Origin of the sequence: Microbacterium sp. TS-1 (assembly GCF_000509385.1) — a bacterium.
Taxonomy (GTDB): Bacteria; Actinomycetota; Actinomycetes; order Actinomycetales; family Microbacteriaceae; genus Microbacterium; species Microbacterium arborescens.
Genome location: NZ_BASQ01000001.1, coordinates 2,326,436 through 2,350,274 on the forward strand (window position 1 = coordinate 2,326,436; position 23,839 = coordinate 2,350,274).

General features: G+C 70.4%; 25 protein-coding genes. 16 read left to right on the forward strand and 9 right to left on the reverse strand.

The window, feature by feature from the left end:
- Positions 1–24: 24 nt before the first annotated feature.
- Positions 25–891, reverse strand: a complete 867-nt coding sequence (locus MTS1_RS10840; RefSeq protein ID WP_023953750.1) for a MurR/RpiR family transcriptional regulator — start codon at positions 889–891, stop codon at positions 25–27.
- 126 nt (positions 892–1,017) lie between these two features.
- On the opposite strand from MTS1_RS10840, the gene murQ reads away from it, so the two are divergent.
- The 6 genes from murQ to MTS1_RS10870 all read left to right on the forward strand — a co-directional run bounded on the left by murQ (position 1,018) and on the right by MTS1_RS10870 (position 7,231).
- Positions 1,018–1,923 carry an N-acetylmuramic acid 6-phosphate etherase gene (gene murQ, locus MTS1_RS10845; RefSeq protein ID WP_023953752.1) on the forward strand — a complete coding sequence of 302 codons (906 nt, stop codon included), beginning with the start codon at positions 1,018–1,020 and terminating at the stop codon, positions 1,921–1,923.
- Between the two features lie 74 nt (positions 1,924–1,997).
- On the forward strand, positions 1,998–3,533 hold the full coding sequence (locus tag MTS1_RS10850) for a PTS transporter subunit EIIC (protein ID WP_023953754.1): 1,536 nt from the start codon (positions 1,998–2,000) through the stop codon (positions 3,531–3,533).
- Between the two features lie 15 nt (positions 3,534–3,548).
- Positions 3,549–4,631, forward strand: a complete 1,083-nt coding sequence (locus MTS1_RS10855; RefSeq protein WP_023953756.1) for a MupG family TIM beta-alpha barrel fold protein — start codon at positions 3,549–3,551, stop codon at positions 4,629–4,631.
- Between the two features lie 113 nt (positions 4,632–4,744).
- Complete coding sequence (locus MTS1_RS10860; protein WP_023953758.1) at positions 4,745–5,536, forward strand: phosphotransferase; 792 nt, start codon at positions 4,745–4,747, stop codon at positions 5,534–5,536.
- A 191-nt stretch (positions 5,537–5,727) separates the two neighbouring features.
- Complete coding sequence (locus MTS1_RS10865) at positions 5,728–6,738, forward strand: LacI family DNA-binding transcriptional regulator (protein WP_036304757.1); 1,011 nt, start codon at positions 5,728–5,730, stop codon at positions 6,736–6,738.
- A gap of 100 nt (positions 6,739–6,838) precedes the next feature.
- The gene (locus MTS1_RS10870) at positions 6,839–7,231 is read left to right on the forward strand and encodes a VOC family protein (RefSeq protein ID WP_023953762.1); all 393 of its coding nucleotides are present in this window, start codon (positions 6,839–6,841) and stop codon (positions 7,229–7,231) included.
- Between the two features lie 84 nt (positions 7,232–7,315).
- Here MTS1_RS10870 and MTS1_RS10875 read toward each other — a convergent pair whose 3' ends face one another.
- Positions 7,316–7,960 carry a TetR/AcrR family transcriptional regulator gene (locus tag MTS1_RS10875; RefSeq protein WP_023953764.1) on the reverse strand — a complete coding sequence of 215 codons (645 nt, stop codon included), beginning with the start codon at positions 7,958–7,960 and terminating at the stop codon, positions 7,316–7,318.
- Positions 7,961–8,060: 100 nt separating this feature from the next.
- A complete protein-coding gene (locus tag MTS1_RS10880) occupies positions 8,061–9,575 on the reverse strand; it encodes a sodium:alanine symporter family protein (RefSeq protein WP_233494921.1) in 1,515 nt (504 codons plus the stop codon).
- Between the two features lie 272 nt (positions 9,576–9,847).
- Between MTS1_RS10880 and mbhE the strand changes: the two genes are divergently transcribed.
- The 7 genes from mbhE (at position 9,848) to MTS1_RS16100 (ending at position 16,095) form a co-directional block, all read left to right on the forward strand.
- Positions 9,848–12,625 carry a hydrogen gas-evolving membrane-bound hydrogenase subunit E gene (mbhE, locus tag MTS1_RS10885; protein ID WP_023953768.1) on the forward strand — a complete coding sequence of 926 codons (2,778 nt, stop codon included), beginning with the start codon at positions 9,848–9,850 and terminating at the stop codon, positions 12,623–12,625.
- Complete coding sequence (locus MTS1_RS10890) at positions 12,622–13,020, forward strand: sodium:proton antiporter (RefSeq protein ID WP_023953770.1); 399 nt, start codon at positions 12,622–12,624, stop codon at positions 13,018–13,020. Before mbhE ends, MTS1_RS10890 begins: the two co-directional genes overlap by 4 nt.
- Complete coding sequence (locus MTS1_RS10895) at positions 13,017–14,537, forward strand: monovalent cation/H+ antiporter subunit D family protein (protein ID WP_023953772.1); 1,521 nt, start codon at positions 13,017–13,019, stop codon at positions 14,535–14,537. The genes MTS1_RS10890 and MTS1_RS10895 overlap by 4 nt, the downstream gene beginning before the upstream one ends.
- A complete protein-coding gene (locus MTS1_RS10900) occupies positions 14,534–14,896 on the forward strand; it encodes a Na+/H+ antiporter subunit E (protein ID WP_023953774.1) in 363 nt (120 codons plus the stop codon). The genes MTS1_RS10895 and MTS1_RS10900 overlap by 4 nt, the downstream gene beginning before the upstream one ends.
- Positions 14,893–15,150 (forward strand): monovalent cation/H+ antiporter complex subunit F, encoded by a 258-nt coding sequence (locus MTS1_RS10905; protein ID WP_023953776.1) that lies wholly within the window; start codon positions 14,893–14,895, stop codon positions 15,148–15,150. The genes MTS1_RS10900 and MTS1_RS10905 overlap by 4 nt, the downstream gene beginning before the upstream one ends.
- Entirely contained in the window at positions 15,147–15,476 is a 330-nt protein-coding gene (locus MTS1_RS10910) for a monovalent cation/H(+) antiporter subunit G (protein WP_023953778.1), read from the forward strand. Before MTS1_RS10905 ends, MTS1_RS10910 begins: the two co-directional genes overlap by 4 nt.
- 127 nt (positions 15,477–15,603) lie before the next feature.
- Positions 15,604–16,095 carry a hypothetical protein gene (locus tag MTS1_RS16100; protein ID WP_052007668.1) on the forward strand — a complete coding sequence of 164 codons (492 nt, stop codon included), beginning with the start codon at positions 15,604–15,606 and terminating at the stop codon, positions 16,093–16,095.
- Positions 16,096–16,194: 99 nt separating this feature from the next.
- Here MTS1_RS16100 and MTS1_RS10920 read toward each other — a convergent pair whose 3' ends face one another.
- The 3 genes from MTS1_RS10920 to catA are packed head-to-tail and all read right to left on the reverse strand — an operon-like array spanning position 16,195 to position 17,815.
- Entirely contained in the window at positions 16,195–16,602 is a 408-nt protein-coding gene (locus MTS1_RS10920; RefSeq protein ID WP_023953782.1) for a GNAT family N-acetyltransferase, read from the reverse strand.
- Entirely contained in the window at positions 16,599–17,162 is a 564-nt protein-coding gene (locus MTS1_RS10925) for a pyridoxamine 5'-phosphate oxidase family protein (protein ID WP_023953784.1), read from the reverse strand. Before MTS1_RS10925 ends, MTS1_RS10920 begins: the two co-directional genes overlap by 4 nt.
- Complete coding sequence (catA, locus tag MTS1_RS10930; protein ID WP_023953786.1) at positions 17,159–17,815, reverse strand: type A chloramphenicol O-acetyltransferase; 657 nt, start codon at positions 17,813–17,815, stop codon at positions 17,159–17,161. Before catA ends, MTS1_RS10925 begins: the two co-directional genes overlap by 4 nt.
- A gap of 56 nt (positions 17,816–17,871) precedes the next feature.
- On the opposite strand from catA, the gene MTS1_RS10935 reads away from it, so the two are divergent.
- A complete protein-coding gene (locus tag MTS1_RS10935) occupies positions 17,872–18,273 on the forward strand; it encodes an arsenate reductase ArsC (RefSeq protein ID WP_023953788.1) in 402 nt (133 codons plus the stop codon).
- Positions 18,274–18,339: 66 nt separating this feature from the next.
- Here the strand turns inward: MTS1_RS10935 and MTS1_RS10940 are convergent, their stop codons facing one another.
- Both MTS1_RS10940 and MTS1_RS10945 read right to left on the reverse strand, forming a co-directional pair.
- Complete coding sequence (locus tag MTS1_RS10940; protein ID WP_023953790.1) at positions 18,340–18,855, reverse strand: septum formation family protein; 516 nt, start codon at positions 18,853–18,855, stop codon at positions 18,340–18,342.
- 73 nt (positions 18,856–18,928) lie between these two features.
- Positions 18,929–19,330 (reverse strand): polyphosphate kinase, encoded by a 402-nt coding sequence (locus MTS1_RS10945; protein WP_023953792.1) that lies wholly within the window; start codon positions 19,328–19,330, stop codon positions 18,929–18,931.
- Positions 19,331–19,375: 45 nt separating this feature from the next.
- Between MTS1_RS10945 and MTS1_RS10950 the strand changes: the two genes are divergently transcribed.
- Together MTS1_RS10950 and MTS1_RS10955 are read left to right on the forward strand one after the other, a co-directional pair.
- Positions 19,376–20,131: a DeoR/GlpR family DNA-binding transcription regulator gene (locus tag MTS1_RS10950; protein WP_023953794.1), complete on the forward strand. Its 756-nt coding sequence runs from the start codon at positions 19,376–19,378 to the stop codon at positions 20,129–20,131.
- Between the two features lie 117 nt (positions 20,132–20,248).
- Positions 20,249–21,136, forward strand: a complete 888-nt coding sequence (locus tag MTS1_RS10955) for an SDR family oxidoreductase (RefSeq protein WP_023953796.1) — start codon at positions 20,249–20,251, stop codon at positions 21,134–21,136.
- A gap of 11 nt (positions 21,137–21,147) precedes the next feature.
- Here MTS1_RS10955 and MTS1_RS10960 read toward each other — a convergent pair whose 3' ends face one another.
- Positions 21,148–23,769, reverse strand: coding sequence for a helix-turn-helix transcriptional regulator (locus MTS1_RS10960; RefSeq protein WP_023953798.1), 2,622 nt, complete (start codon positions 23,767–23,769; stop codon positions 21,148–21,150).
- Positions 23,770–23,839: the final 70 nt, after the last annotated feature.

A 23,839-nucleotide genomic window follows, 5' to 3' on the forward strand; every position in this document is an offset into this window, starting at 1 on the left:
CTTTCTGGCGAGTCGACGGGCAGGTCACCTCAGGTGCTGGGTGTTGACGGCGGCGCGGGTGGCGCTGAGCGCCGCGTCGAGGTCGGGGTAGCGCAGCTGCGCTACCCGGATGAAGACGAAGTCGGCGACCGCGAGCTGCGCCATCCGGCTCGCGAGCGCGGCGGCGCGCAGGGTCGCCTCCCGTGCCGGGGTGCGCAGGGTGGCGGATGCCGCGGCCGCGAGGGGCGACTCGGTGTCGTTGGTGATCGCGACCGTGAACGCTCCCGCGTCGGAGGCGATCTCGACGGCTCGGAGCACGTCGATCGTGCCGCCGCTGAACGAGAACGCGATCGCGGTGGTGCGCGCGTCGGCGAGGGCTGCGTGCACGAGCTGCACGTGCGTGTCGTGCGAGCTCAGGCACATGATCCCGATGCGCTGCAGCTTCTGCGCGAGGTCGGCAGCGGCGAGGCCCGACGCGCCGACGCCGAAGGTGACGACGCGCTCGCTGTCGGCGATCGCCCGGGCGATGCGCTCGAGGGCCTCGAGATCGAGCATCCGGCCGGTCTGCTCGATCGTGCGCGCCTCGTGGAACGCGACCTTCGCGACCATCTCGGCGGGCGAGTCGGAGGGGTTGAGCTCGCCTTCGGCGATGTTCGAGCGCTCGAGCTCGATCGCTCGCCGCGATACCTCCTGTGCGAGCTCGACGCGGAACGACGGATAGCCCGCGAATCCGAGGCTCTTCGCGAAGCGCACGACCGACGCCTGCGACACCGACGCGCGCTCGGCGAGGCTGGTGACGGTCGCGGTCACCGCGAAAGACGGATCGTCGAGCACCGCGCGAGCCACCTGCACCTCAGCCGGGCGCAGGCGGGGGATGATCGCGCGGGTCGCTTCGAGGACGTCGCCGTCCATGTGCCTCCTCGGGAAGTCGGTTCAGTCTTCCACAGATCTTGACAAAAGATGCCGCAAAGAGCACCCTGTGTGAAACAACGTGCCACGCACCCATCGGCGTGCGCAGCATCCCGACGAGGAGCACCCGTGACCACCCCGCACCCGACCCCCGCCACCGAGACGCCCAACCCGCTCACCGGCGAGCTCGACGCGATGTCCGTCGACGAGATCCTCCGCGTCATGAACGACGAGGATGCCGGCGTGGCCGGCGCAGTCTCCGCGGCCATCCCCGAGATCGCCCGCGCCGTCGACCTCGCTGTCGCCGCACTCTCGGCCGGAGGACGCCTCGTCTACCAGGGGGCCGGCACCAGCGGCCGCCTCGGCGTCCTCGACGCGGCCGAGTGCCCGCCCACTTTCGGCACCGACCCCGCGCAGGTCGTCGGCCTGCTCGCCGGCGGTCACGAGGCGATGTTCCGCGCAGTCGAGGGAGCGGAGGACTCCCGCGAGCTCGGCGCCGACGACCTCTCCGGCATCGAACTCACCGAGCGCGACGTCGTCGTGGGCATCGCGGCATCCGGTCGCACGCCCTACGTCATCGGCGGACTCGACGAGGCCCGCCGGATCGGCGCCGCGACGGTGGCGATCTCGTGCAGCCCGAACGCCGAGATCAGCGCCCACGCCGACGTCGCGATCGAGATCGACAACGGTCCCGAAGTGCTGACCGGCTCGACCCGGCTCAAGGCCGGCACGAGCCAGAAGCTCGTGCTCAACATGATCTCGACGGCGACGATGGTGCGTCTCGGCAAGGTCTACGGCAACCTCATGGTCGACGTGCGCCCGAGCAACGAGAAGCTCGTCGCCCGTTCCGTCCGCATCGTCCAGGCCGCGACCGATTGCGACACGGCGACCGCGCGCCGCGCGCTCGACGAGGCTGACGGTCACGCCAAGACCGCGATCGTCGCGATCCTCTGCGACGTCGACGCGGCCACCGCCCGCGAGCGGCTGAGTGCGGGCGCGGGCTTCGTCCGCGAGGCCGTGCGCGCACGCGGCTGACCCGCCGCCGCAAGCCGAACCAGCCCCGAACCCAGCACCCAACACCCGAACCCCGTCCGCCGGAAGGAATCACCGTGGATTACCCCGAACTCAGCGAGGAGATCCTGCCGCTCGTCGGCGGCTCGCAGAACATCGCCTCGTACACGAACTGCATGACGCGGCTGCGACTGAATCTGCACGACCCGTCGAAAGCGGATGTCGCGGCGCTGCGGCGCCTGGACGGCGTCATGGGAGTCGTCGACGGTCCGCAGCTGCAGGTCGTCGTCGGTCCCGGTCACGCACAGCGCCTGCGCGACGCCTTCGCTGAGGTCGTCGATGCTCCGGCCGAGGCTCCCGTCGACGACCCCGAGGACGAGGTCGCCGACATCGCCGCGGCTGCGGCGGGGAGCCGGGCCGCGGGAGCGCGGGCATCCGGCGGCGGCGAGCCCGTCGACGCGGCGACCGACCTGCGCACGCTGCAGCAGCAGAACACGCAGAAGGTGAAGTCGCGGCACACCTCGCGGGTGCACGGGCTGTTCCGTCACATCGCGAACATCTTCGTGCCCATCATCCCGGGGTTCATCGCCTGCGGACTCGTCGTGGCGATCGGAAACATCTGGAAGCTCATCGACCCGAGTGTCACCGCCAACCCGTGGTTCCTGGTGTTCGCCGCCCTCGGCACGATCGTCGTCACCTCGCTCAACCTCATCGTGGGTCTGAACACGGCGAAGGAGTTCGGCGGCACCCCCGTGCTCGGCCTCATCGCCGGCGCCATCTCGTACCTCCCCGCGCTCGCCGGCATCGCCGCGACGACGGCCGCCGACGGCACGGTCACCCCCGCTCAGCCGCTCGTCCTTCCGCTGTTCGGCGAGCTCAAGCCCGCGCTCGGCGGCATCATCGGCGTCATGGTCACGGCGTGGCTGTTCACGGTCATCGAGAAGTGGATCCGCAAGCGCGTTCCCGCCTGGGCCGACCTCTTCGTCGTGCCGGTCGTGACGCTTCTCATCGGCGCCGTCATCTGCATCTTCGTGATCATGCCGATCTCGGGCCTGCTCATGCAGGGCATCAACTGGCTGCTCATCGACTTCGCCCTCGAGCGCGGCGGCGTCGTCGGCGGATACCTGCTGTCGTCGCTGTTCCTGCCCCTGGTCATGCTCGGCATCCACCAGGGTCTGACTCCGATCCACGCGCAGCTCATCACCGATCACGGCTTCACGGAGCTGCTGCCGGTTCTGGCGATGGCCGGGGCGGGCGAGGTCGGCATGGCGATCGCGATCTTCCTCAAGACCAAGAGCACCCGGCTGAAGAACATCATCCGCGCGGCGCTGCCGATCGGTGTGCTCGGGGTCGGCGAACCCCTCATCTACGGCGTCTCGCTCCCGCTGTTCTACCCCCTCATCACGGCGTGCCTCGGCGGTGGTTTCGGCGGTGCGTTCGTCGCCTTCGGCATCCAGGCCACGGGAGGATTCGGCGCCGGTGCGCTCGGCCTCTCGGGCGTGCTCATGACCGCCGTCATCACGAACGGCGCGTGGCTCTGGTACGTCGGCGGCCTCGTGATCTCGTACATCATGGGCTTCGTGCTGACCTGGTTCTTCGGGTTCAAGGAGCACATGGTCGAGCGGCTCGGCTGAGACGGGAGCGCCCCGATGCTGTTCTCGATCTACCCCACGGATGCCGCCGAGACGCGGCGGGCCGTCATCGACCAGGTGCTCGCGACGGCGCCGTCGCCCACAGCGGCGCCCGGCGCGTCCGTCGACTGCGGTGACGAGCGGATGCTGTTCACCTCGCTGCACATGGTCGACACCGGCGAGCTCGATGCGTTCGGCGACGTGCTGCGCGCGGCGCACGACGACGACGGACTGACCTTCTGCGCCGACGTCTCGCCCGTCGCGCTCGAGCACGTCGTGGCCGGCGAAGAGGGGTGGGGCTGGCTCGCGCGCCGCGGCATCACGATGCTGCGACTCGACTACGGCTTCGACGCGCATGAGATCGGCCGGATCGCCGAGGCCTCGGGGTGCCGCATCGCCGTCAACGCGAGCACCGTCGACGCGGCGTTCCTCGACGAGCTGGCGGGGCTGCCCGTCGCCGGGTGGCACAACTTCTACCCGCGCCCCGAGACCGGACTCACGACGTCGTTCCTCGTGGCGCAGTCGCGGCTGTTCCTCGACCGGGGGATGCCGGTGTTCGCGTTCATCCCCGGCGAGCGCGAGCTGCGTGCACCGCTGCACCTCGGTCTGCCGACGCTCGAGGAGCAGCGGCACCGCAACGCCTGGCGCTCGTACCTCCAGCTGCGGCGGCTCGTTCCCGAGGCGGTCGTCGTCTGCGCCGAGGGCGCGGTGGCCGACGACCACGCGGCCTGGATCGCGGAGTTCGAGGCGACGGGCACCGTGACGCTGCCGGTGGTGGGGCTCGATGCCGCGGCATCCGTGCTGGTGGAGCGGCCCTGGCGGTTGCGGGTCGAGGAGGCGGCGGCATCCTTCCGGCTGGACGAGACGCGCGGCGGCATCCGTCCTTCGCGCATCCGCAACGCCGATGCGCGCGAGCGCGGCAGCCTGCAGGCCGACCTCGACGTCTACGGGCGGTATCGGGGCGAGGTGCACCTGATGCGCGTCGATCGCCCGCTCGACGCGGGTCAGGCTCGCATCGGCGAGGTCGCGGCGCCCTACCGCGGCATCATCGACGACCTGCGCCCCGGCCAGCTCCTCCGCCCGATCCCCTTCCCCGCCTGACCCCCGCCTCGACCCGTCGAGTCGCCACGAAATGCGGATGCGGTCGGCCCCGGACCCGCTGTTTCTGGCGACTCGACGGGGCTAGAGGGGGGTGGGGGCTTACGCTCGGGGGCGTGCGGGAAGTGGGGGAAGCGGGGGAAGCGGGGGAGGTGGGGGATGCGGGGGAGGAGCGGCTCGACGGCGGCAATGCGAGCGGCAGCGTGGTGCGCATCGGCGACACCGTTCGCAAGGCGTGGACGGCATCGACTCCCAGTGTCATCGCGTTCGTCGAGGCGCTTCGAGCGCGCGGGATCGACGCTCCCGAGCCCCGCGGACGCGACGGCACCGGCAGGCAGGTCACCGAGTTCGTCGAGGGGACGCTCGCGATCGACGCGGGCCCGATGGGCCTCGATCAGATGCGACGCGTCGGAGCCCTCGTCCGCGACATCCATGACGCGTCTGCGGCGTTCGTCGCGCCCGCCGGCGCGATCTGGGAGACGGCGATCGCGGCGCCGGGTGACGAGCTGGTGTGTCACAACGACCTCGCGCCCTGGAACCTGGTCGTGGGGGAGCGTTGGGTCTTCATCGACTGGGATGCCGCGGCCCCGAGCACACGGCTGTGGGACCTCGCTTACGCCGCGCAGACCTTCGCTCTCGGCGACCCCGCGGAGGAGCCGGCGGTGGCCGCGGGGCGCCTGGGCTCGTTCATCGACGGCTATGGCGCATCCGCCGCGCTGCGCGCGGAGCTGCCGCGCGCGATGAGCGACCGGGTCGATGCGATGTACGCGCTCCTCGAGACCTCGCACCGGTCTGGCCGTGAGCCGTGGGCGACGATGTTCGTCGAGGGGCACGGCGCCCACTGGGCCGCCGTCCGCGACTACGTCGACCGCCACCGCCCCCTCTGGTCCCGCGCCCTGACCCCCTGACCCCCGGTCCCTCTGTCCCTCTGTCCCTCCGTCGACTCGCCAGGAATGGCGGGTCTGGGGTGCGCCGCATCCGCACATCGTGGCGAGTCGACGGATGCCGCGGAGCCGGGGCAGGGCGATTACTGGTACGTAGCAGTGATACGTAGTATCAATCGCGAGAGGCCGTCGTCGACGAACGTCGGTAGAGTCACATGCCAGGAAAGGCAGTCATGGGGAAACGGCCAACCAGCCGCGACGTCGCAGCGCGTGCCGGCGTGTCGCAATCGACGGTCTCGCAGGTCTTCACCGGGCGCGCCGGCATCTCCGCCGCCACTCGCGAGCGGGTGCTGGAAGCGGCGCGCGAGATCGACTACCGGCCGAACCTCGCCGCCCGCTCGATGCGCACGACGCGAACGGGCCGCCTGGCGGCCGTCCTCCCCATCACCGCGTTCCACTCGGCTCCGCTCATCGCCGGCACGATCGAGCGCGCGCGGGCCGCCGGCTACGACGTCGAAGTGCAGAGCATCCCCAACGCCCCGGACCAGCGTCGTCCGCGACTGCTGGAGATGATCGACTCCCGGCAGTTCGAGGGCATCCTGTGTTACGCGCCCGTGCCGGGCGATGATCTCGTGCACGTCGATCCCAACGTCCCGGTCCTGACGCTCGCCGAGTTCGACGACGACATGCGCGTCTCGGGCGAGATGCTCGACGTGCACCCGCTCGTGAGCATGGTCGAGCGGCTCGCGGAGCTCGGGCACCGCCGGTTCCTGCACATCACGGGAGCGCGGAGCTATCCCTCGGCGGATGCGCGCCGTCGGGCGTACGAGGCGACGGTCGCTCGCCTGGGCGTGCAGTCCGTCGGAGTCGTCGAGGGGGACTGGAGCGCGCAGTCCGGCCTGGACGCGATCCGCTCGCTCGACGAGGGTTCGCTCCCGCTGGCCGTCATCGCCGCCAACGACTTCATCGCGACCGGCGCCATCCGTGGAGCCCTCGAGCGCGGCTGGACCGTGCCGGGGGATGTGAGCGTGACGGGCTGGGACGACTCGCCGACGAGTGCATTCCAGACGCCCTCCCTCACGAGTGTGTCGATGGACTACGTCGAGCTCGGCCGCCGGACCGCTGACCGGCTCATCGCGCTCATGCGGGGTGACCAGCCGCCGTCCGCCGCCGGTCCCCTCCAGCACGTGGTCTGGCGCGAGTCGACTGCGGCCCCGTCCTCCTGACGTCGAGTCGCCAGGTTGTGCGGGTCACGGGGGCCCGGCATCCGCATCTTCTGGCGAGTCGACGGGGGCGCGCGCCGGGGGACGGGCGTAGCGTTCGGGCATGCCCGCGCCGGTTCCCTACCTCCACTTCGCCGGCGACGCCGCCGAAGCTCTCCGCTTCTACAGGTCGGTGTTCGGCGGTGAACTCCAGCTCCACACCTTCGCCGACTTCGGTCGCCGGGACGGACGTGGAGATCTCATCGCGCACGGCGAGCTGCGCGGCCACGTGGATCTGTTCGGAGCCGATGATCCCGGGGGTGCCGCACGGCCGTCGATGTCCGGGATGATGTTCGCCCTCCTCGGCGCGGGAGACGAGCAGACGTCACGCCGCTGGTTCGACCTGCTGGCCGACGCGGGCACGATCATCGACCCGCTGCAGCGTCGTGCCTGGGGCGATCACGACGGGCAGGTCACCGACCGCTACGGCCTCACGTGGCTGATCGGCTTCTCCTGAGCCCCGCCGCTCGACTCGCCAGGAAATGCCGATCCGGGCCGTCCCGCATCCGCAGACTCTGGCGAGTCGACGGTCGGTCCCGGGTCAGGGGGTGGCGCGACGGGCGGGGGCGAGGTCCTCGAGAAGGAACTCGTCGAAGCAGGCGCGCAGTTCGTCGGCCATATCGAGCGTCGTCCGATCGAGGAGCCACTGGATCTGCAGGCCGTCCCACACCGCGATCGACCGCGCGGCGGCGCTGGGGATGTCGACGTCCGCCCGCAGGCCGCCCTCCGACCGGATGACGCTGAGCGCGTCGACCACGATCTTCCGGCTGGTCTCGTACCGGTTCCGGAAGAAGTCGTGGGCGGGGTGGTCGGGTGAGGTCGCCTCCGCCGACAGGGTGCAGAACAGCTCGATGACCCCCGGGATCGTCGAGTTGTAGTCGGCGAGGGCAACGAGATCCTCCAGCGCATCGCGTCCCGAGTGCTCCTCGAACGAGAACCTGCTGCGCGCGAGGTCGTCACGGTGGTCCAGCACCGCCAGCAGCAGCTCGGCTTTGTTGCGGAAGTGGTGCAGCAGCCCAGCCTCGCTCATGTCGACGCGGTCGGCGATCTCGCGCAGCGAGCCCTTGCGGTAGCCCGCGCCCGCGAAGACGGAGAAGGCGGCGTCGAGGATCAGCGTGCGCGTGCGCGCGCTCTTGGCGTATGGGCCTCGAATGGCGGTTCGGGGCGTCTGGATCACGCGCGGCATCTCTTCATCCTGGCGGCAACCCCCGCATGGTGCGGAGCGCGCGCGGCAATGCGAAGCGTTTCGGTCGCGATCGGCGGGTCATGAGCCGTCGAGCCGACGGTCATCGGCGGTTGTGCAGGTGGTCGCGGTGCTTGGCGGCCTGTCGTGCGCGCACGGGCAGGTCGATCGGGCCGGTGACGGTGAGCTCGTCCTCCCAGCACTCGATGCCGCGGACACCGGGCAGTCGCTCGCGCGTGAATACGGGGTCGAGCCCGGCGCGCCGCTGCTCGGTGTAGTCCTTGAGAAGCCGGAAAGCGATGCCCGACAGCAGCGCGATCGCGATGAGGTTCGTCAGCGCCATCAGCCCCATCACGCCGTCGGCGAAGTTCCACACAAGGTCGGCTCCGACGACCGATCCACCGAGGACGGCGGCGACGACGAGCACGCGGTACCCCGTCAGCACGGTGCGGTTGGTCGAGATGAACTCGATGTTCGATTCGCCGTAGTAGTAGTTCCCGAGGATCGACGAGAACGCGAGCATGAAGATGATGATGCTCAGGGCGATGTTCGACCACTCACCGAGGGTGTCGACGAGGGCTCCCTGCGTCAGATCGATGCCGCGTGAGGCCCCGGCGAGGTCGGGGACGGAGACGAGGATGATGAAGGCGGTCACCGAGCACACGAGGAACGTGTCGAAGTAGACGCCGAGGGTCTGCACGAGACCCTGCTTCACCGGATGGGTCACGGCGGCGCTCGCGCCGGCGTTCGGGGCCGAGCCCAGCCCCGCCTCGTTCGAGAACATGCCGCGCTTGACGCCGGTGAGGACGATATAGCCGAACGCAGCCCCGACGACCTCGTTGAAGCCCCAGGCCGACGTGAAGATCTCGGCGAACACCGGCCCGATCCGGTCGAGGTGCAGCGCGACGACGATCACGCCGAGCACGAGGTAGGCGAGCGCCATGATCGGCACGAGCACTTGCGTCACCGAGGCGATGCGGCGCACCCCGCCGAACACGACGAGCCCGGTGAGGAGCGCGATGCCCGCCCCGATGACCCACGGCAGCCAGGGCAGGTCGCCGCCGACGCTCGAGCTGATGGTCGCCGAGATCGTGTTGGCCTGCAGCGAGCTGAACGCGAAGGGGAAGCAGACGATCAGGATGACGGCGAAGAGGATGCCGAGCCACCGGGCGCCCAGACCGCGCTGCATGTAGTACGCCGGGCCGCCGCGGAAACTGCCGCGGTCGCGCGTCTTGAACAGCTGTGCCAGCGACGATTCGATGAAGCTCGACGCTCCGCCGACGAACGCCATGACCCACATCCAGAACACCGCACCCGGGCCGCCCACCGCGATGGCGGTGCCGACGCCGGCGATGTTCCCGACTCCCACGCGGGAGGCCGCGGAGATCGTGAAGGCCTGGAAGGCGGAGACCGACTGCGGCTTGCCGTCCGCGGTCTGCGGCGTCTTGTCGGTCAGGGTGCGGAACATCTCGGGGATCAGGCGGAACTGCACGACGCCCGATCGGACGGTGAAGTAGAGCCCGAGGACGACGACCACGGGGAGGATGATCCAGGTCCAGAGATGGTCGCCCCACGTGAGCAGCCAGTCGTTCACGGCATCCATGCCCGTCGAATCCATGTTCGCCAGTATGACGACTCGGAGTGCCCGGTGCGAGGGCGACGCGACCGAACGCGACGCACCGGTCGCGTGAAAAACCACTCATGTGTGCGATGTCAAGTGTTCGCGCGCACCTGATTCCCCCAGGTGGCCCCCGGTACGCTGTCAGCTGGTGAGCCGGGAAGTCTGGTCGGCGCGTAGTCGTCGATCGAACCCGGAGGATCCGTGCTCACTGTCCTGCCTGCCCTCTGTTGCCGCGCGCCCGCGAACGCCCTGACCGGGCGGCGGCGCGCATGACTCTCATCGCTGCCGTCGCCGCAGCCTGGCTGTTAGTGGCCCTCGCCCCTGCGTTCGTACGCCTGACGGGGCGGTACGCCGGGTGGCCTCTGGCGGGGGGCATGCTCGGGGTGCTCGGGCTCGTGCTCTCGGCATGGAACCCGCAGCAGGTCGTCCGCGAATCAGTGCCGTGGATCCCAGCACTCGACATCGCGCTGCGCCTCCGGCTGAACGGGCTGGCGCTGCTGTTCGCCGTCGTGGTGCTCGCGATCGGCGCGGTGGTGCTCGTCTACTCCACCTCCTACCTGCGCCAGCCTCGATCGCCGGGCTTCTACGGCCTGATGACGGCGTTCGCGGCCGCGATGCTCACCCTCGTCCTGGCCGACGACCTCGTCGTCCTCTTCGTGACGTGGGAGCTGACGACCCTGTGCTCGTATCTGCTGATCCTCCGCTCGGGCCCCGCGGCGAAAGAGCCTGCGACGCGTACGCTTCTCGTCACCGCCGCCGGCGGTCTCGCTCTCCTCGCCGCCGTTGTGACCCTGATCGCCCGCACCGGCACCACCGAACTCACCACCGTCCTCGCCCATCCGCTGTGGCGCGAAGACCCGGGATTCGCGACGATCGTCGCGGTGCTCGTCGCTATCGCGGCCATGACGAAGTCGGCGCAGTTCCCGTTCCACGCCTGGCTGCCGGATGCCATGGTGGCGCCCGCCCCGGTGAGCGCCTATCTGCATGCGGCGGCGATGGTGAAAGCGGGGATCTTCCTGCTCATGCTCTTCGCGCCCGCCGCGTCCGCGGCGGCGATCTGGTCGCCGCTTCTCGTGGGGGTCGGGCTCTGGACGGCTCTCATGGGGGCGTTCTTCGCGGTCCGGCGCGCCGACATGAAGGAGCTGCTGGCGTACTCGACCGTCAGTCAGCTCGGCCTTCTGGTCGCGGTGATCGGCGTCGGCACGCCGACGGCGATGCTCGCGGCGAGCGCGCATGTGGTCGCTCATGCGCTGTTCAAGTCCGCCGGCTTCATGGGCGTCGGACTGGTCGAGAAGCGCACCGGGACCCGGATCCTGACCGAGCTCCGCGGATCATGGCGGATTCTTCGCTGGGATGCCGCGATGCTGATCCTCGCGGCGGTCAGCATGGCCGGCATCCCTCCGATGCTCGGGTTCATCAGCAAGGAGCTGCTTCTCGACTCGTTCCTCACGGCGGCTTCGCCTGCGCTGTCATGGACGCTCGCGATCGTGGCCGCCGCCGGAGCCGTGCTGACGGTGGCGTACAGCGTGCGCCTGGTGCTTCCCCTGCTGCCCGGTCGCCTCGGTGCCGCTCGGCCCGGTGAGCACGGGCCGCAGGCACGCCCCTGGCGCGACACCCGAGCGATGTCGGTCGCGGTATCCGTCCCGGCGATCCTGGGGTTGGCTCTCGGGGCGGGGGCGCCGCTTCTCGACCCGGTCGTGCGACCTGCGGCAGCGGGGGCCGCGGGCGTCGACGTGGCATCCGTCTCGGGCGTCTACCTCTGGCACGGTGTGAACGCGGCGCTGCTGCTGTCGCTGACGGCGATCGTGCTCGGAACGCTGGTCGGCCTCCGGCTGCGCGGTGCTCCCGCTCCGCCGGCACCGCAGCGGTGGTCGGGCGTCCTCGCCGTCCAGCACGCGCAGCGGGGCATCATCGCGCTCGGACGCCGCGTCGGCGACCTGACGCGCTCCGACGCCCCCGCCGCGAACCTCGTCGTGCCGATCCTGCTGATCGGGGCCGCCGCGGCGGCGCTGCCCACGCTGTGGCGCGGCTGGCCGCGCTACGACGAGCCGTTCCTCGTGCTCGATCTGCTCCTGCTCCTGCTCGTCGCGGCAGGGGTGATCGCGGTCTCGGTCGCCACCCGCCGCCTGACCGCGATCATCAGCGTGGGTGTGGCCGGGTTCGCCGTCGTGCTGTGGTTCCTGGTTCTGGGGGCTTCGGATGTCGCGGTGACGCAGCTCCTCGTCGAGATCCTGACCGTCGTGGTGATGGTGCTCGTGCTGCGCCGGATGCCGCGCCGCCTGCGCCCGTCGCGCCCGCGACGACGCGTGCTCGCAGCCATCGCCGCGCTCGCCGCCGGGGTGACCGCGACGCTCGCCGCGCTCGTGTTCACCGGACACCGCGAGCTCTCGGACGTCGCCGCCTTCTTCCTCCGCGAGGCGAAGGAGCTGACCGGCGGCACCAACATCGTGAACACGATCCTGGTCGACTTCCGGGCGCTCGACACGCTCGGCGAGCTCGTCGTCCTGGGGATCGCCGCGGTCTCGATCACGGCGCTTCTCGAGGCGCGCCGAGCAGTCGACCGTCCGTCGGGGAAGGGAACCGCTGCCGCGCTTTCGAACGCCCGCGTCAACGCGGTCTTCCTCACCGCCGTGGGACGCATCGTGGCGCCGGTGATGGTGGTGGGGTCGGCCTATGCGCTGCTGCGCGGCCACAACGCCCCGGGCGGCGGCTTCATCGCAGCGCTCATCGGTGCCGCCGCCATCGCGCTGATCTACCTCGCCGCCCCGAGCGACGAGATCCCGCGGATCGAGCGCTCCTACCTCGCGATCGCCGGAGCGGGCATCGTCATCGCGGTCGGCACCGGTGTGCTGGGGCTTCTCGACGGCTCGTTCCTCCGGCCGCTGCACTTCGACATCGGCAGCCTGCACCTCACCACGGCCCTCGTCTTCGACCTGGGTGTGTATCTCGCGGTCTTCGGGGTCATCCTCGCCGCCATCAATCGCCGCGGTCTGTCTCCCGCCGATGCGGTCCGAACCGACCGTTCGTCAGAAAGGAGCGTCCGGTGATCCTCGCCCTCACGATCGGTGTGCTCGTCGCCGGAGCGGTCTACCTGCTGCTGCAGGAAGACCGGCTGCGCGTCATCCTCGGCTTCGTGCTGCTCTCGCACGCGGTCAATCTGCTGCTGTTCAGCGCCGGCGGCATCGGTTCGCGCGACGAGCCGCTCGGCGAGGCGCTGGACCCGGCGACCACGGCCGATCCGTTGCCGCAGGCGTTCGTTCTGACCGCGATCGTCATCGCCTTCGCGATCACCATCTACCTGCTCGTCCTCGCCGTCACGGGCAGCCCGTCCGAAGACGCCGGGCTCGACGATGCGGGCGCCGACGATGCAGGGCCCGACGATGCAGGGCCCGACGATGCGAAGGCCGCGGCCCCGGCCCCGACCCGAGGAGGACGACGATGAACGACGCGCTGCTTCCGCTCATCGTCGCGGTGCCTCTCCTCGCGAGCGGTGTCGCCGCATTCGCGCGCCATCGTCATCGGTGGGCGATCGTCCTGCTCCTGACGATCCTGACGGCGAACATCATCGCGGCCGCCGGGCTCGTGTGGGCGACAGCCGATGGATCGGTGGTCGCCCACGGGATCGGCGGATGGCCCAACGGCATCGCCATCCCCTTCGTCGCCGACGCCTTCTCCGCCCTCATGCTCACGGTGGCGGGCCTGCTCACCCTCGTCTGTGTCGTCTTCGCGATCGTCGCGGACACCGGTCGCAATCGGCTCTTCCCGGCACTCGTCCTCGTGCTGACGGCGGGAGTGAACGGCGCGCTCCTGACGGCCGACCTGTTCAACCTCTTCGTCTTCATCGAGGTCATGCTGCTGCCCTCGTACGGGCTTCTGGTGCTCTCGCGTCGCGGGCGCGGCACCGACGAGTCGGTGACCGGCTCGAGGCTCTACGTCACCTTCAACCTGTTCGTCTCCACGGTCTTCCTGGGCGGGGTGGCGCTCGTCTACGGTGTCGCGGGCACGGTGAACCTCGCCGAGCTTGCCGGCGCTGCTCAGGAGTCGCCGCTGGTGGCGGCAGCGCTCGGGGTCTGCCTCTTCGCGCTCGCCATGAAGGCTGCCGTGGTCCCCGTGCACGGGTGGCTCGCCCGCGCGTACCCGTCGACGACGCCGGCTATCACCGCGATGTTCTCGGGTCTGCACACGAAGGTCGCGATCTACGCCATCTACCGCATCTACGCCGTCGGCTTCGAGGGCGACCAGACCTACCTCTGGATCGGCGTGGCCGTCTTCAGCGCGACGATGCTGATCGGTGTGCTCGGCGCGGTCGGCGAAGACCGGATGCGGTCGATCCTCGCCTTCCACATGGTCAGCCAGATCGGCTACATCCTGCTCGGCGTCGCGCTGTCCACCCCCGTGGGTCTGGCCGCGGGCATCTTCTACCTGCTTCACCACATGATCGTGAAGGCATCGCTGTTCCTGTCTGCGGGCGCCATCGAGACCCGATTCGGGACGGACCGCCTCGACGACCTGCGCGGTCGTGTCGGCCGTGAACCCGTGCTGATGGTCGCCTTCGGGGTCGCAGCGCTGTCGCTCGCCGGCATCCCGCCGTTCTCGGGCTTCTTCGCGAAGCTCATGCTGCTCGTCGCGGCGGTCGAGGACGGACAGGTCGCGGCGGCGGTCATCGCGATCGTGGTGAGCCTGATCACCCTGCTGTCGATGCTGAAGATCTTCAACGCCGTGTTCGCCCGCACAGTCAGCGGCGGTGAGCCGGTCGGGCCGGCCGGGCCGGTCCGGCGCGGCGGGCTCGCGGTGGCGCAGCGCCCCACGACCCGCGCAGCGCTCGCGGTGCCGGCTGTCGTGCTCGCCGCGGCGACCCTCGCCCTCGGGCTCGGCGCGCAGGGGCTGTTCGCCCTCGCGGAGGTCGCGGCCGCCGGCTTGCTCGATACGACCGGCTACGTCGGGGCGGTGCTGCCGTGATCCTCAGCATCCTCACTCTGCCCTTCCGATTCGCGGCTTTCGTCTGCTGGTTCGCCGCGCAGCTCACGCTGACGTCTGTGAGAGTGCTCGGCGACATCCTCAGCCCGGGGCTGGCCGCGACGCCACGCGTCGTTCGGCTTCCGCTGGGGTCGGCGGGTGACCTGCACGTCACCGCGATCAGCGTCCTCATCACACTGACTCCCGGCACGCTGGCCCTCGGCGCGGCGCGAGATGATGCCGGGGCGCGTTTCGTCATCGTGCATTCGCTGTACCACCGCGACACCGATTCGGCGCTGGCCGACTTCGCCGACATGGACCGCCGGATGACGCGCGCGGTCGCACTGGGAGGACCGAGATGAATCTGCTGGACCTCGCCGCGGCGGGATGCGCGATCGCGATGATCGCGTCCGTCGTGCACATCCTGCGCGGCCCGACCCCCGCCGACCGTGTCATCGCTGCCGACCTGCTCACCTTCAGCCTGGTCGGGCTCGTCGCGCTCGTCGGCGTACGTCTGGCGCGCGAGGGCACGTTCGACCTCGTGCTGGTCGCGACCCTCGTCGCCTTCCTCGCGGCGGTCTCTCTGGCCCGCGCGCTGACGGGAGGGCGTCGATGACGATCCTCGAGCTCATCGGTCAGATCATCGCCCTGCTGGGCGCGCTCATCTTCGTCGTCGCCGCGGTCGGCCTGCGGCGCTTCCTCGACCCCTACGCGCGCATCTCAGCCGTCGCCACTGCGGCCGGCCTGGGGGTCGCGTTCATCACGGTCGGCGCGGTGCTGCAGGTCCCGACCGTGGACAACGTCGTCAAAGTCGTGCTCGCGGTGCTCCTGCAGCTGATCACCTCGGCGGTGGCGGCCATCGTCATCGCCCGCGCTGCGGTGAGCTCGGGGCATCGGTTCAGCGACGGCACCGATACCGCCGCTCTCGACGAGGACGCGTGACACGCGCGGTGGGGCGGGCCGGGGCGCGGGCGCCGTGGCATATGGTGAGGGTGTTCGGCCGTGAGACCGAGCAGGTGCGCCGGGAAGTCTGGTCGGCAAGACGATGACCGCTACCCGAAGGGCTCCCGTGAATCCCCGCATCGCCGTTGCCGGTGACCGACCCGAACCGATGGCGGCAGCCATCGCGTCCCTCGCCACCGAGGGCGAGCCCACCTGCCTGGTGTGGACGGTGAATCTGGAGGCGGAGCCGACGGCCCGCCGCTCCCGCATCGAACTCAAGCAGCGTTACGACTCCCTCCTCGCCCACGCGTCGGGTCTCGCGGCGCTGCGGAACCTGGTCGTCCTGCTGCGGCATGCCGACCGCGTCCCCGAACGCAAGATGCATGCGGCCGCGGCAGCGCTCGCCACCCGGCTGCACGCCGATCTCGAACGGGCGCGCGGTCGCTACGTGGATGTCGCCGTCGTCGACATCAGCTCGTGCACCGACACCCGGCGTCTGCTCGACCGCGTCGAAGAGGTGGCGGGCACCGCGGCCGGCCCGGTCGGGAATGTCGCGCTCACCTGGAACGAGATCCGCGACCGCAGCATCCACTCCGCCGCTGCCGCGTCGCAGTTCTGAGCCCCGCCGCCGCCACCGCCCGTCGAGTCGCCAGGATGTGCGGATCCGGCGCCCCGCGCATCCGCACATCCTGGCGAGCCGACCGCCCGGGGCGAGGGGTCAGCGCTCGGCGACGATGTCCATGCCCGGACCCTCGGCGGTGCGGGGAGCGAAGCCGTGGCGCTCGTAGAACGCGGCTCGGCCGCGCGCGGCGAAGAGCTGGATGTCGTTCACGCCGCGCTGACGTGACTCGTCGACCAGCATCCGCAGGATCTCGCTCCCGATGCCGCCGCCACGCGCTGCCGTCGCCACGATCATCTCCGTGACGAATGCGTGCAGGGCGCCGTCGCTGATCAGGCGACCGAGGCCGATCAGGCGACCGTCGTCATCACGCGCCGTGCACACGACCCAGCTGCCGGCGAGCGCGTTTTCGAAGGTCTCGAGCGACCACTCGGCCCAGCCCGTCTCGCCATAGAGCATCGCGAACTCGGCGGCCGTGGGAGGCGCGAAAGAGTAGTGCACCGTCATCCTGCGTCTCCGAGCAGGGCGTGCCGCCAGCCCGCCCCATCGCGCTCGTAGACGACGCGGGTGTGGCGACGGTCGAGCGATCCCTGCCAGAACTCCACGCGGGTCGCCTCGATGCGCCACAGCGCCCAGTCGCCTTCCGCGACGTCCCGGCGTGCCGCCTCCGACCGTGCCGCGAGGTCGGCTGCGGTGTCGTCCGCGCTCGCCTCACAGACCGGCCCGCGCACGCGCACGGCGCGCATGACCGGCTGCCACCAGAACGCCAGGGCTGCTGCGGGCTGCGCTGCGAGCTGCCCGCCCTTCGCGGAGGAGCGCGTGCTCGCGAACGCCCAGCCGCGGTCGTCGACGTCTTTGACGATCAGTGTGCGGGCATCGGGGATGCCGTCCGCGGCGACCGTCGCGAGGGTCGCGGCGTGGGGCTCGGCGACACCCGCGGCGGCTGCTTGGTGGATCCACTTCTCGAACAGCGTCACCGGCGATGCGGGGAGCCGGTCGGTGTCGAACGCCGGAGGGGTGCCGGTCAGCGAGGCCTGCGAGCGCAGCCACTCGCGCAGCGCGCTCATGCTGCGAGCCAGGCGACGTCGGCGAAGAGCTCGCGCAGGTCGTTGACGAGTCGAGCGGTGTGGAAGCCGTCGGCCGCGGCGTGGTGCACCTGCACGGCCATGGGCAGCAGCATCCGTCCGTCACGCTCGACGTAGCGCCCGAGCGTGAAGATCGGCGCGAGGTGAGCCTCGACGCCCTCGACGTTCAGGTTGAAACCGGTGAAGTCGGTCCACGGCAGGCTCGACACGTCGAAGCTGTTCGGGGGAGGCGGACCCTGCGGGAAGAGCTCGGTGCTGCCGGCGTGATCGGCGATCACGCGGGCAGCGGCGTCGTGGAAGGCGGCGAAGTCGCGGTCGAAGGCCACCGAGACGCTCGAGAACGTCTCGGTCTCGGGGTGGAAGACGGTGAACGAGGGCTGAACCTCCGGCCAGACCGCGGGCGCGCCGTCGGCGGTGAGCGTCATGCGGAACTCCGGATGGCGGTTGACGATCGACGCGATCGCCCAGATCTGCGCGACGTAGGTGCGGCGCCCGGAGGAGCGCACCGCCGCGACGAAGTCCGTCACGTCGATCTCGACCGTCATCGAGTAGGTGCAGCGAACGGTGCGCAGGTAGTGGTCGAAGTGCCGCCGTCGCGGCCAGGTGTCGAGGTCGATGGGGGCGGCGTCGTGCATGTCCTCATCCTCCCAAAGCAGCCGTCGCGCCGCAGATGCGCGAAAGTAGAGGCACTATGACCGACACCAAGCCCTCCGTTCTCTTCGTCTGCGTGCACAACGCCGGTCGCTCGCAGATGGCCGCGGGGTTCCTCCGCGACATCGCCGGCGACCGCATCGAGGTCCGCTCCGCCGGGTCCATGCCCGCCGATCGGATCAACCCGGTCGCGGTCGAGGCGATGGCCGAGCTCGGCATCGACATCACCGCCGAGCAGCCGAAGGTGCTCACGACCGAGGCCGTGCAGGCATCCGACGTCGTCATCACGATGGGATGCGGTGACGCTTGCCCGTTCTTCCCCGGCAAGCGCTACGAGGACTGGAAGCTCGACGACCCCGCGGGTCAGGGCATCGACGCCGTCCGCCCCATCCGCGACGACATCCGCGAGCGCATCCGTCAGCTGGTCGACGAGCTCATCTGACGGCGCCGCGAAACGACGATCGCCCGCAGCGGACGGGTGTCCGTTGCGGGCGATCGAGAAGAAGCGTCAGCGCGCGGCGCCGGCGAGGGTGCCGGTGACCTGGCCCTGCGGGTCGCCGATGAGGCAGAGGATCTCACGGTCGCCGGCGTCCCAGCTGCCTGCGGTGGGGACGTAGTAGTTGAAGCCGAGCACCGACTCCTCGTACGAGATGCCGACGAAGGGGGCGAACGCGTCGTAGCAGACCTGCTCGGCCTCGGTCTGGGCCGCCTCGACGCCGGGGAACTCGTCGGCGTCGATGTCCTGTGCGTGGTAGGCCTCGAGGTCGTGGGCCTCGCTGCACGGGACGGTGGGAGTCTCGGTGACCTCGGTGTCGGCCGTGCCGGAGTCGAGCATGCAGTCGCCGACGCGGATCGCGAAGACGTCGGTGCTCGCGTTCGACTCGGCGATCGCGCCGGACTCGTCACGGACCGGGGCGGCCGCTCCGCCACCGGTGAAGGCGTTGAGCGTGGAGCAACCGGTCGCGAGCAGGGCGACGGTCAGCGCGGCGGCGGGCAGGGCGAGGAGTCGACGAGCAGTGTTCACGTCGTCCGACTCTATCCACTTTCCGCCATTTCTGGGAAATCCTGATGATTCTCCTGAGTGTTCATCCGCCGCTTCAATGAAACGCTTCACGCCACGCCACACCGGGCACGTCGCGAAGGGCCGTGTAGACGGGGATGCCCCGCTCTCGGGCGATCGCGACGTCCTGATCTGCGCCGCGCGACTCGCCGGGCAGGCGGAGGACCGCGTCGCAACGCTGCAGCAGGCGATGGGCGACCGGGTACATCACCTTCTCGGCCAGGGGGTCGGTGGGACCCGAGGCTCCTGCACTGAAGAGCACGGGCAGGGCGACCCACTCGCCGATCATCGGGATGTGCCCGGCCTCGAAGAGCGGCCACGCCGCCTCCTCCAGGCGATCCAGGTTGCGCCGCATCAGGGCAGGGTCGCCGCCGGTGCCCGACGCATAGGGTCCGGCGATGAGGATCATGAGGGAATCGGTCGTGGCTTGTGCGGTCATGGCTCGATAGTATGCATAAACATGCACAAACGTGAAGGAGTCGGAATGCTTGCCGCATCGCGAAAAGATCTGCTGCTCGCGCGGCTCCGCGCCGACGGTCGCATCGTCGCGAAGGAGCTGGCTGCCGAGCTGGGGGTCTCCGAAGACAGCATCCGCCGCGATCTTCGCGAGCTGGATGCCGCCGGCCTCGCGGTTCGCGTCTACGGGGGTGCGGTTCCGGCGTCGCCCGCGGTCGCCGATTACGCGTCGCGTCAGGCGGTCGCAACCGAGAGCAAGCAGCGCATCGCCCGCTTCGCCGCCGGCCTCGTCGAGCCGGGGAGCACCGTGATCGTCGACGGGGGGACCACGGCGCTCGCCACCGTTCGAGCGCTCGATCCGGCACTGACGTGCACGATCGTGACCCACAGTCCGACCGTGGCCGCGGCGCTGCTCGACCACGCGGCCGAGGTCATCATCATCGGCGGGCGGCTGTTCAAGCACTCGGCGGTCGCGAGCGGTGCCGCGGCGGTCGAGGCCGCCCGGATGGTGCGGGCCGACCGCTTCCTGCTCGGGGTCACCGGCATCCACGCCGACGCGGGCCTGACGACGGGCGATGCCGACGAAGCGGCCATGAAGCGCGTGCTCGCCGAGCGCGCTGCCGAGACCTACGTCCTCGGCAGCGAGGAGAAGATCGGCGCGGTGTCGCCGTTCACGGTGCTGCCGTTCGACGAGGTCACGGGGGTCATCGTCGACCCCGCGGCTCCGGCCACCAGCCTGGCGGCCCTCGACCGCCGCGGCGTTCCTTTGCTCCGCGCCGGGTGACGCGTTCCGGGTGACGCGATCGTCGCAGCTCGCTAGGCTGAGCGCCATGCAATGCCGGTGAACTCGCTTCCGACCCCCATCCGCGCGTCGACGCCGACGTGATCGAAAGGTTCACCCATGCACGCTTCTTCTGCTGCGCCCGCTCTGCCGCTGTCCGGAAAGACCGCCCTGGTCACGGGCGTCTCGCGCCGCCGGGGCATCGGCTTCGCCGTCGCCACCGCCCTCGCCGGACTCGGCGCGAACGTCGTCATCCATCACCACCGGCCGCATGACCTCGACCTGCCGTGGGGCGGCGACGATCTCGACGCTGTGCGCGACGGCATCCGTTCTCACCTCGTGGGCGACGCGAGCTTCGCCGACATCGCCGGCGATCTGAGCGTCGCGACGGCGGCGGCCGACCTGGTCGATGAGGCGGCCGCGGTGACGGGCGCGCTCGACATCCTCGTGTGCAACCACGCCAAGAGCGGCGACGACGGCAGCATCCTCGATATGACGCCCGAGCGTCTCGACGCGTTCTGGGACGTCAACACCCGCGCGACCCTGCTCCTCACCGCGGCGTTCGCCGCCCGCTTCGCCGACGTCCCGTCGGTGCCCCGCCGGCCCGGGGACCGGATCTCGGGGTCGAAACCGTACGACGCACCCCGGGGGCACGTCGTGTGGATGACGTCGGGCCAGATCCACGGCCCGATGGTCGGTGAGGTGGCCTATGCGACCAGCAAAGCCGCCCTCGCAGGCGTCACCGGAACGGTCGCGGCGGAGCTGCTCGAGCTCGGCATCATCCTCAACACCGTGAACCCCGGACCGGTGAACACGGGCTATCTCGACCCCGACACCACCGACCGCTCGCTCGACGACTTCGACGACTGGCTGGCGACGACGGCGTTCGGACGCGTCGGGCGTCCCCAGGACCCCGCCGAGCTGATCGGCTGGCTCTGCAGCCCGGCGGGGTCGTGGCTGGTCGGCCAGGTGCTCACGAGCGACGGCGGCTTCAGCCTGGTCGGCTGAGGGGAGGCGCTTCAGCGCTTGTTCGTCGCGGCGAGGGCGACGATCTCGCCCCGGGTGGACGCTCCCGTCTTCCGGCGGATGTTGCGGATGTGGTTCTCGACCGTGCGCACGCTCAGGACCAGCTTGGCGGCGATGTCGCCGTTGGACATGTCGGCCGCGATGAGCTGGACGATCTCGCGTTCGCGCGGTGTGAGAAGCATCGCCGTGCGGTCGCGCCGCGTCCGTCTGACGTTCGTATCGGCCAGTTCGCGGGCCGCTTCTCGGCAGGCCGCTGCGCGGTCGTTGTCGCCGTGATCTCGGTAGAGGTGCGCGGCGAGGTTGAAGTACTTCAGGGCTTCGGTCGCCATCCCCTCGCTGCGCAGCCCGCGGGCGGCAGCCTCGACTCGGGCCGGGTCCTGCGCGTGGGCGGCGGCGCGGGCCTCGAGGAAGATCGCGTACATCGGCCCGCCCAAGCGCTGCGGTTGGTCGGCGACCTGCGCGGCGAGCTCGGGGTCGTAGTGGATGTAGAGGGAGGCGAGCATTGCCAGGTCCGCCGCGAGGCCGTACCCGCGGCGTCGCGCGTCGCGTGTCACCTCGGCGAAGATCTCGGCCGCGACCTCGGTCGCCCCGCTGACAGCGACCGAGAACGCCTCCGTCCAGCGCAGGTCGCTCAGCACCATGCCGTCCGACGCCCCGGCGATCTGCGCGGCATGCTCGCGATACCCCGACGCCGCGCTCTCGTGTCCGGCGCGTGTGGAGATGACCGCCATGAGGACGAGCACGGCCCGGTCGGGCGAGAAGTAGAGGGTCTTGGCGCTGATCCCGGTCGTCAGCAGGATCGCGAGCGCGTCCTGCGCTTCGTCGAGGTTTCCCAGCGCGAGGTGACCGAGTGCGCCGAGGTAGGAGTGGCACGCGAACCCGATGCGATCCAGCGCGGAGATCGACTGCTGCGCGCCCGCCGCGGCGATGTCGACGAGTTCGGTGACCCGTCCCGTCGTGTAGAGGACGAGCCCGCGCATCAGCACGACTCCGACGCGCAACCATGGCCGGAGCTCGTCGTCGAGGCCGTCGAGCACGGTGATGCAGTCGGCGATCCGTCCGGAGACGAGGTGGCAGGCCGCAAGCAGGACCCCGGCGATGTCGGCGCCGAGCCCGCCCGCGGCGGCCCGCGCGGCGAGCACTCGCTCGTCATCGGGAGTGACTCCCTCGAGCTCCCAGCGGACAGCGCGGGCGAGGGTGTCGAGAGCCTCGGCGTAGGCGAATCCCGTCGGGACCTTCTCCGTGAGAGGGCGCACGACGTCGGACAGATCGGCGCCGCGCGATAGAAGCCAGCGCGAGTGGAAATGGCGCAGTGTCAGTTCCGCTTCATGATCCCGGCTGGTGCCGTAGAACAGTTCGGAGCACCGGCCGATGACGTCCTCGATCTCGCGCGGGTCGCTCGGCCCCGTCATGAGCAGTCCGAGGTAGCGCACGGCAGCGCCGGGGTCGCCCTCCTCCTGCCATCGCGCCCGCGCGACACCGACCTGGACGTCGAAGGCCTCGGTGAACATGCGCGAGACCGCCGGGACGTCTGCCAGCTGCAGCGGAGCCGGTGTCGGTGACGCCGACCGCTGCGGAACACCGGCGGGGCGGAGCCGCTCGAGCAGCAGGGCGCGAGTCTGCGTGTCGAGACGCGAGCTCTCGTGCGCGAGTCTGTCGGTCGCGTGGCTGAGGATGCGCCGGCGCCGAGCCGTCGCGGGCTGATTGCGGAAGTAATCCCCCAGCCCGGGCGGGTGCACGGCGACCATCGCGCGTCGATCGGCACCGACCTCGGTGACGCGCACGAGCTGATTGTCCTCCAGCTCCTCGAGCAGGTCGGCGCCCAGGAGGGCCCACGCCGCGGTCACCTCCACCGTTCCCGTCGTGGCGAGCAGCTCCACGGCATCCCGGATCTCCGGCCGGTAGGAGTAGAGCACCGACTCGTAGGCGCCGCGGGCGTCGTCGGACCAGAGCGCGGGGCCGGAGACCCACTGGTCCCCCGAGCGCCAGATCAGACCGTGAGCGAGCGCCCCGTCGAGCAGTGCGACCGCCAGACCGGGGATTCCCGCCGAATCCATGTGGATGCGCGCCGAGACGCTCGGCGCGAGCGATCCGTCGACCCTCTCGTCCAGGAGCGAATGAAGGACATCGAGCCGCAATCCCTCGAGCGCGATCTGCACCACGGGATGGGCGGCCTTGATCAGCAGGTGCTCGTCCGGGTCGGTCAGCGCGCGGCGGAGAGTCGACGCGACGATCGGGCGTCGCAGCAGCCGGTGCAGCTGGATCAGCGCGGACCACGACGCCGAGTCGAGCAGGTCTGCATCGTCGATCATCACGACGCTGTCGCCGCTGGAGAGGTATCGGGCGAGAGCATCGCTGATCGCGGCGGCCGTTCCGCCCTCCTCTGCGACCGCTCTCCGATACGCGGGCGGGAGGGCCACGCGCAGCGCCTCGAGCGGGGAGTGGGATGCCGTCCCCACCACGTTGAGGATGATGTAGTCGAGATCGGCGAGGGTGCTCCGCACCTGGCTGAGGATCTCGGATCTGCCCGACCAGCGGATCCCGACGAGTTCGACGCTGGTCCCTTGGCGGAGGAGTTCGACGATGCGATGCGTCTCATGGGACCTGACGGACAAGCGCGCTTCCTTTCGGTGCGTGGGCGGTGAGGGCTCTCGATGACCGAGAACCGGGTGCCTCCCACACACA

Bases quoted from the DNA above. Each gene is read 5' to 3' on its own strand.
- MTS1_RS10945 (WP_023953792.1), bottom strand. From the start codon at position 19,330: ATGACCGCACAAGCCACGACCGATTCCCTCATGATCCTCATCGCCGGA.
- MTS1_RS10955 (WP_023953796.1), top strand. From the start codon at position 20,249: ATGCACGCTTCTTCTGCTGCGCCCGCTCTGCCGCTGTCCGGAAAGACC.
- MTS1_RS10935 (WP_023953788.1), top strand. From the start codon at position 17,872: ATGACCGACACCAAGCCCTCCGTTCTCTTCGTCTGCGTGCACAACGCC.
- MTS1_RS10875 (WP_023953764.1), bottom strand. From the start codon at position 7,960: ATGCCGCGCGTGATCCAGACGCCCCGAACCGCCATTCGAGGCCCATAC.
- mbhE (WP_023953768.1), top strand. From the start codon at position 9,848: ATGACTCTCATCGCTGCCGTCGCCGCAGCCTGGCTGTTAGTGGCCCTC.
- MTS1_RS10920 (WP_023953782.1), bottom strand. From the start codon at position 16,602: ATGACGGTGCACTACTCTTTCGCGCCTCCCACGGCCGCCGAGTTCGCG.
- MTS1_RS10840 (WP_023953750.1), bottom strand. From the start codon at position 891: ATGGACGGCGACGTCCTCGAAGCGACCCGCGCGATCATCCCCCGCCTG.
- MTS1_RS10880 (WP_233494921.1), bottom strand. From the start codon at position 9,575: ATGGATTCGACGGGCATGGATGCCGTGAACGACTGGCTGCTCACGTGG.
- MTS1_RS10855 (WP_023953756.1), top strand. From the start codon at position 3,549: ATGCTGTTCTCGATCTACCCCACGGATGCCGCCGAGACGCGGCGGGCC.
- MTS1_RS10950 (WP_023953794.1), top strand. From the start codon at position 19,376: ATGCTTGCCGCATCGCGAAAAGATCTGCTGCTCGCGCGGCTCCGCGCC.
- MTS1_RS10870 (WP_023953762.1), top strand. From the start codon at position 6,839: ATGCCCGCGCCGGTTCCCTACCTCCACTTCGCCGGCGACGCCGCCGAA.
- MTS1_RS10865 (WP_036304757.1), top strand. From the start codon at position 5,728: ATGCCAGGAAAGGCAGTCATGGGGAAACGGCCAACCAGCCGCGACGTC.
- MTS1_RS10925 (WP_023953784.1), bottom strand. From the start codon at position 17,162: ATGAGCGCGCTGCGCGAGTGGCTGCGCTCGCAGGCCTCGCTGACCGGC.
- MTS1_RS10910 (WP_023953778.1), top strand. From the start codon at position 15,147: ATGACGATCCTCGAGCTCATCGGTCAGATCATCGCCCTGCTGGGCGCG.
- catA (WP_023953786.1), bottom strand. From the start codon at position 17,815: ATGCACGACGCCGCCCCCATCGACCTCGACACCTGGCCGCGACGGCGG.
- MTS1_RS10905 (WP_023953776.1), top strand. From the start codon at position 14,893: ATGAATCTGCTGGACCTCGCCGCGGCGGGATGCGCGATCGCGATGATC.
- MTS1_RS10895 (WP_023953772.1), top strand. From the start codon at position 13,017: ATGAACGACGCGCTGCTTCCGCTCATCGTCGCGGTGCCTCTCCTCGCG.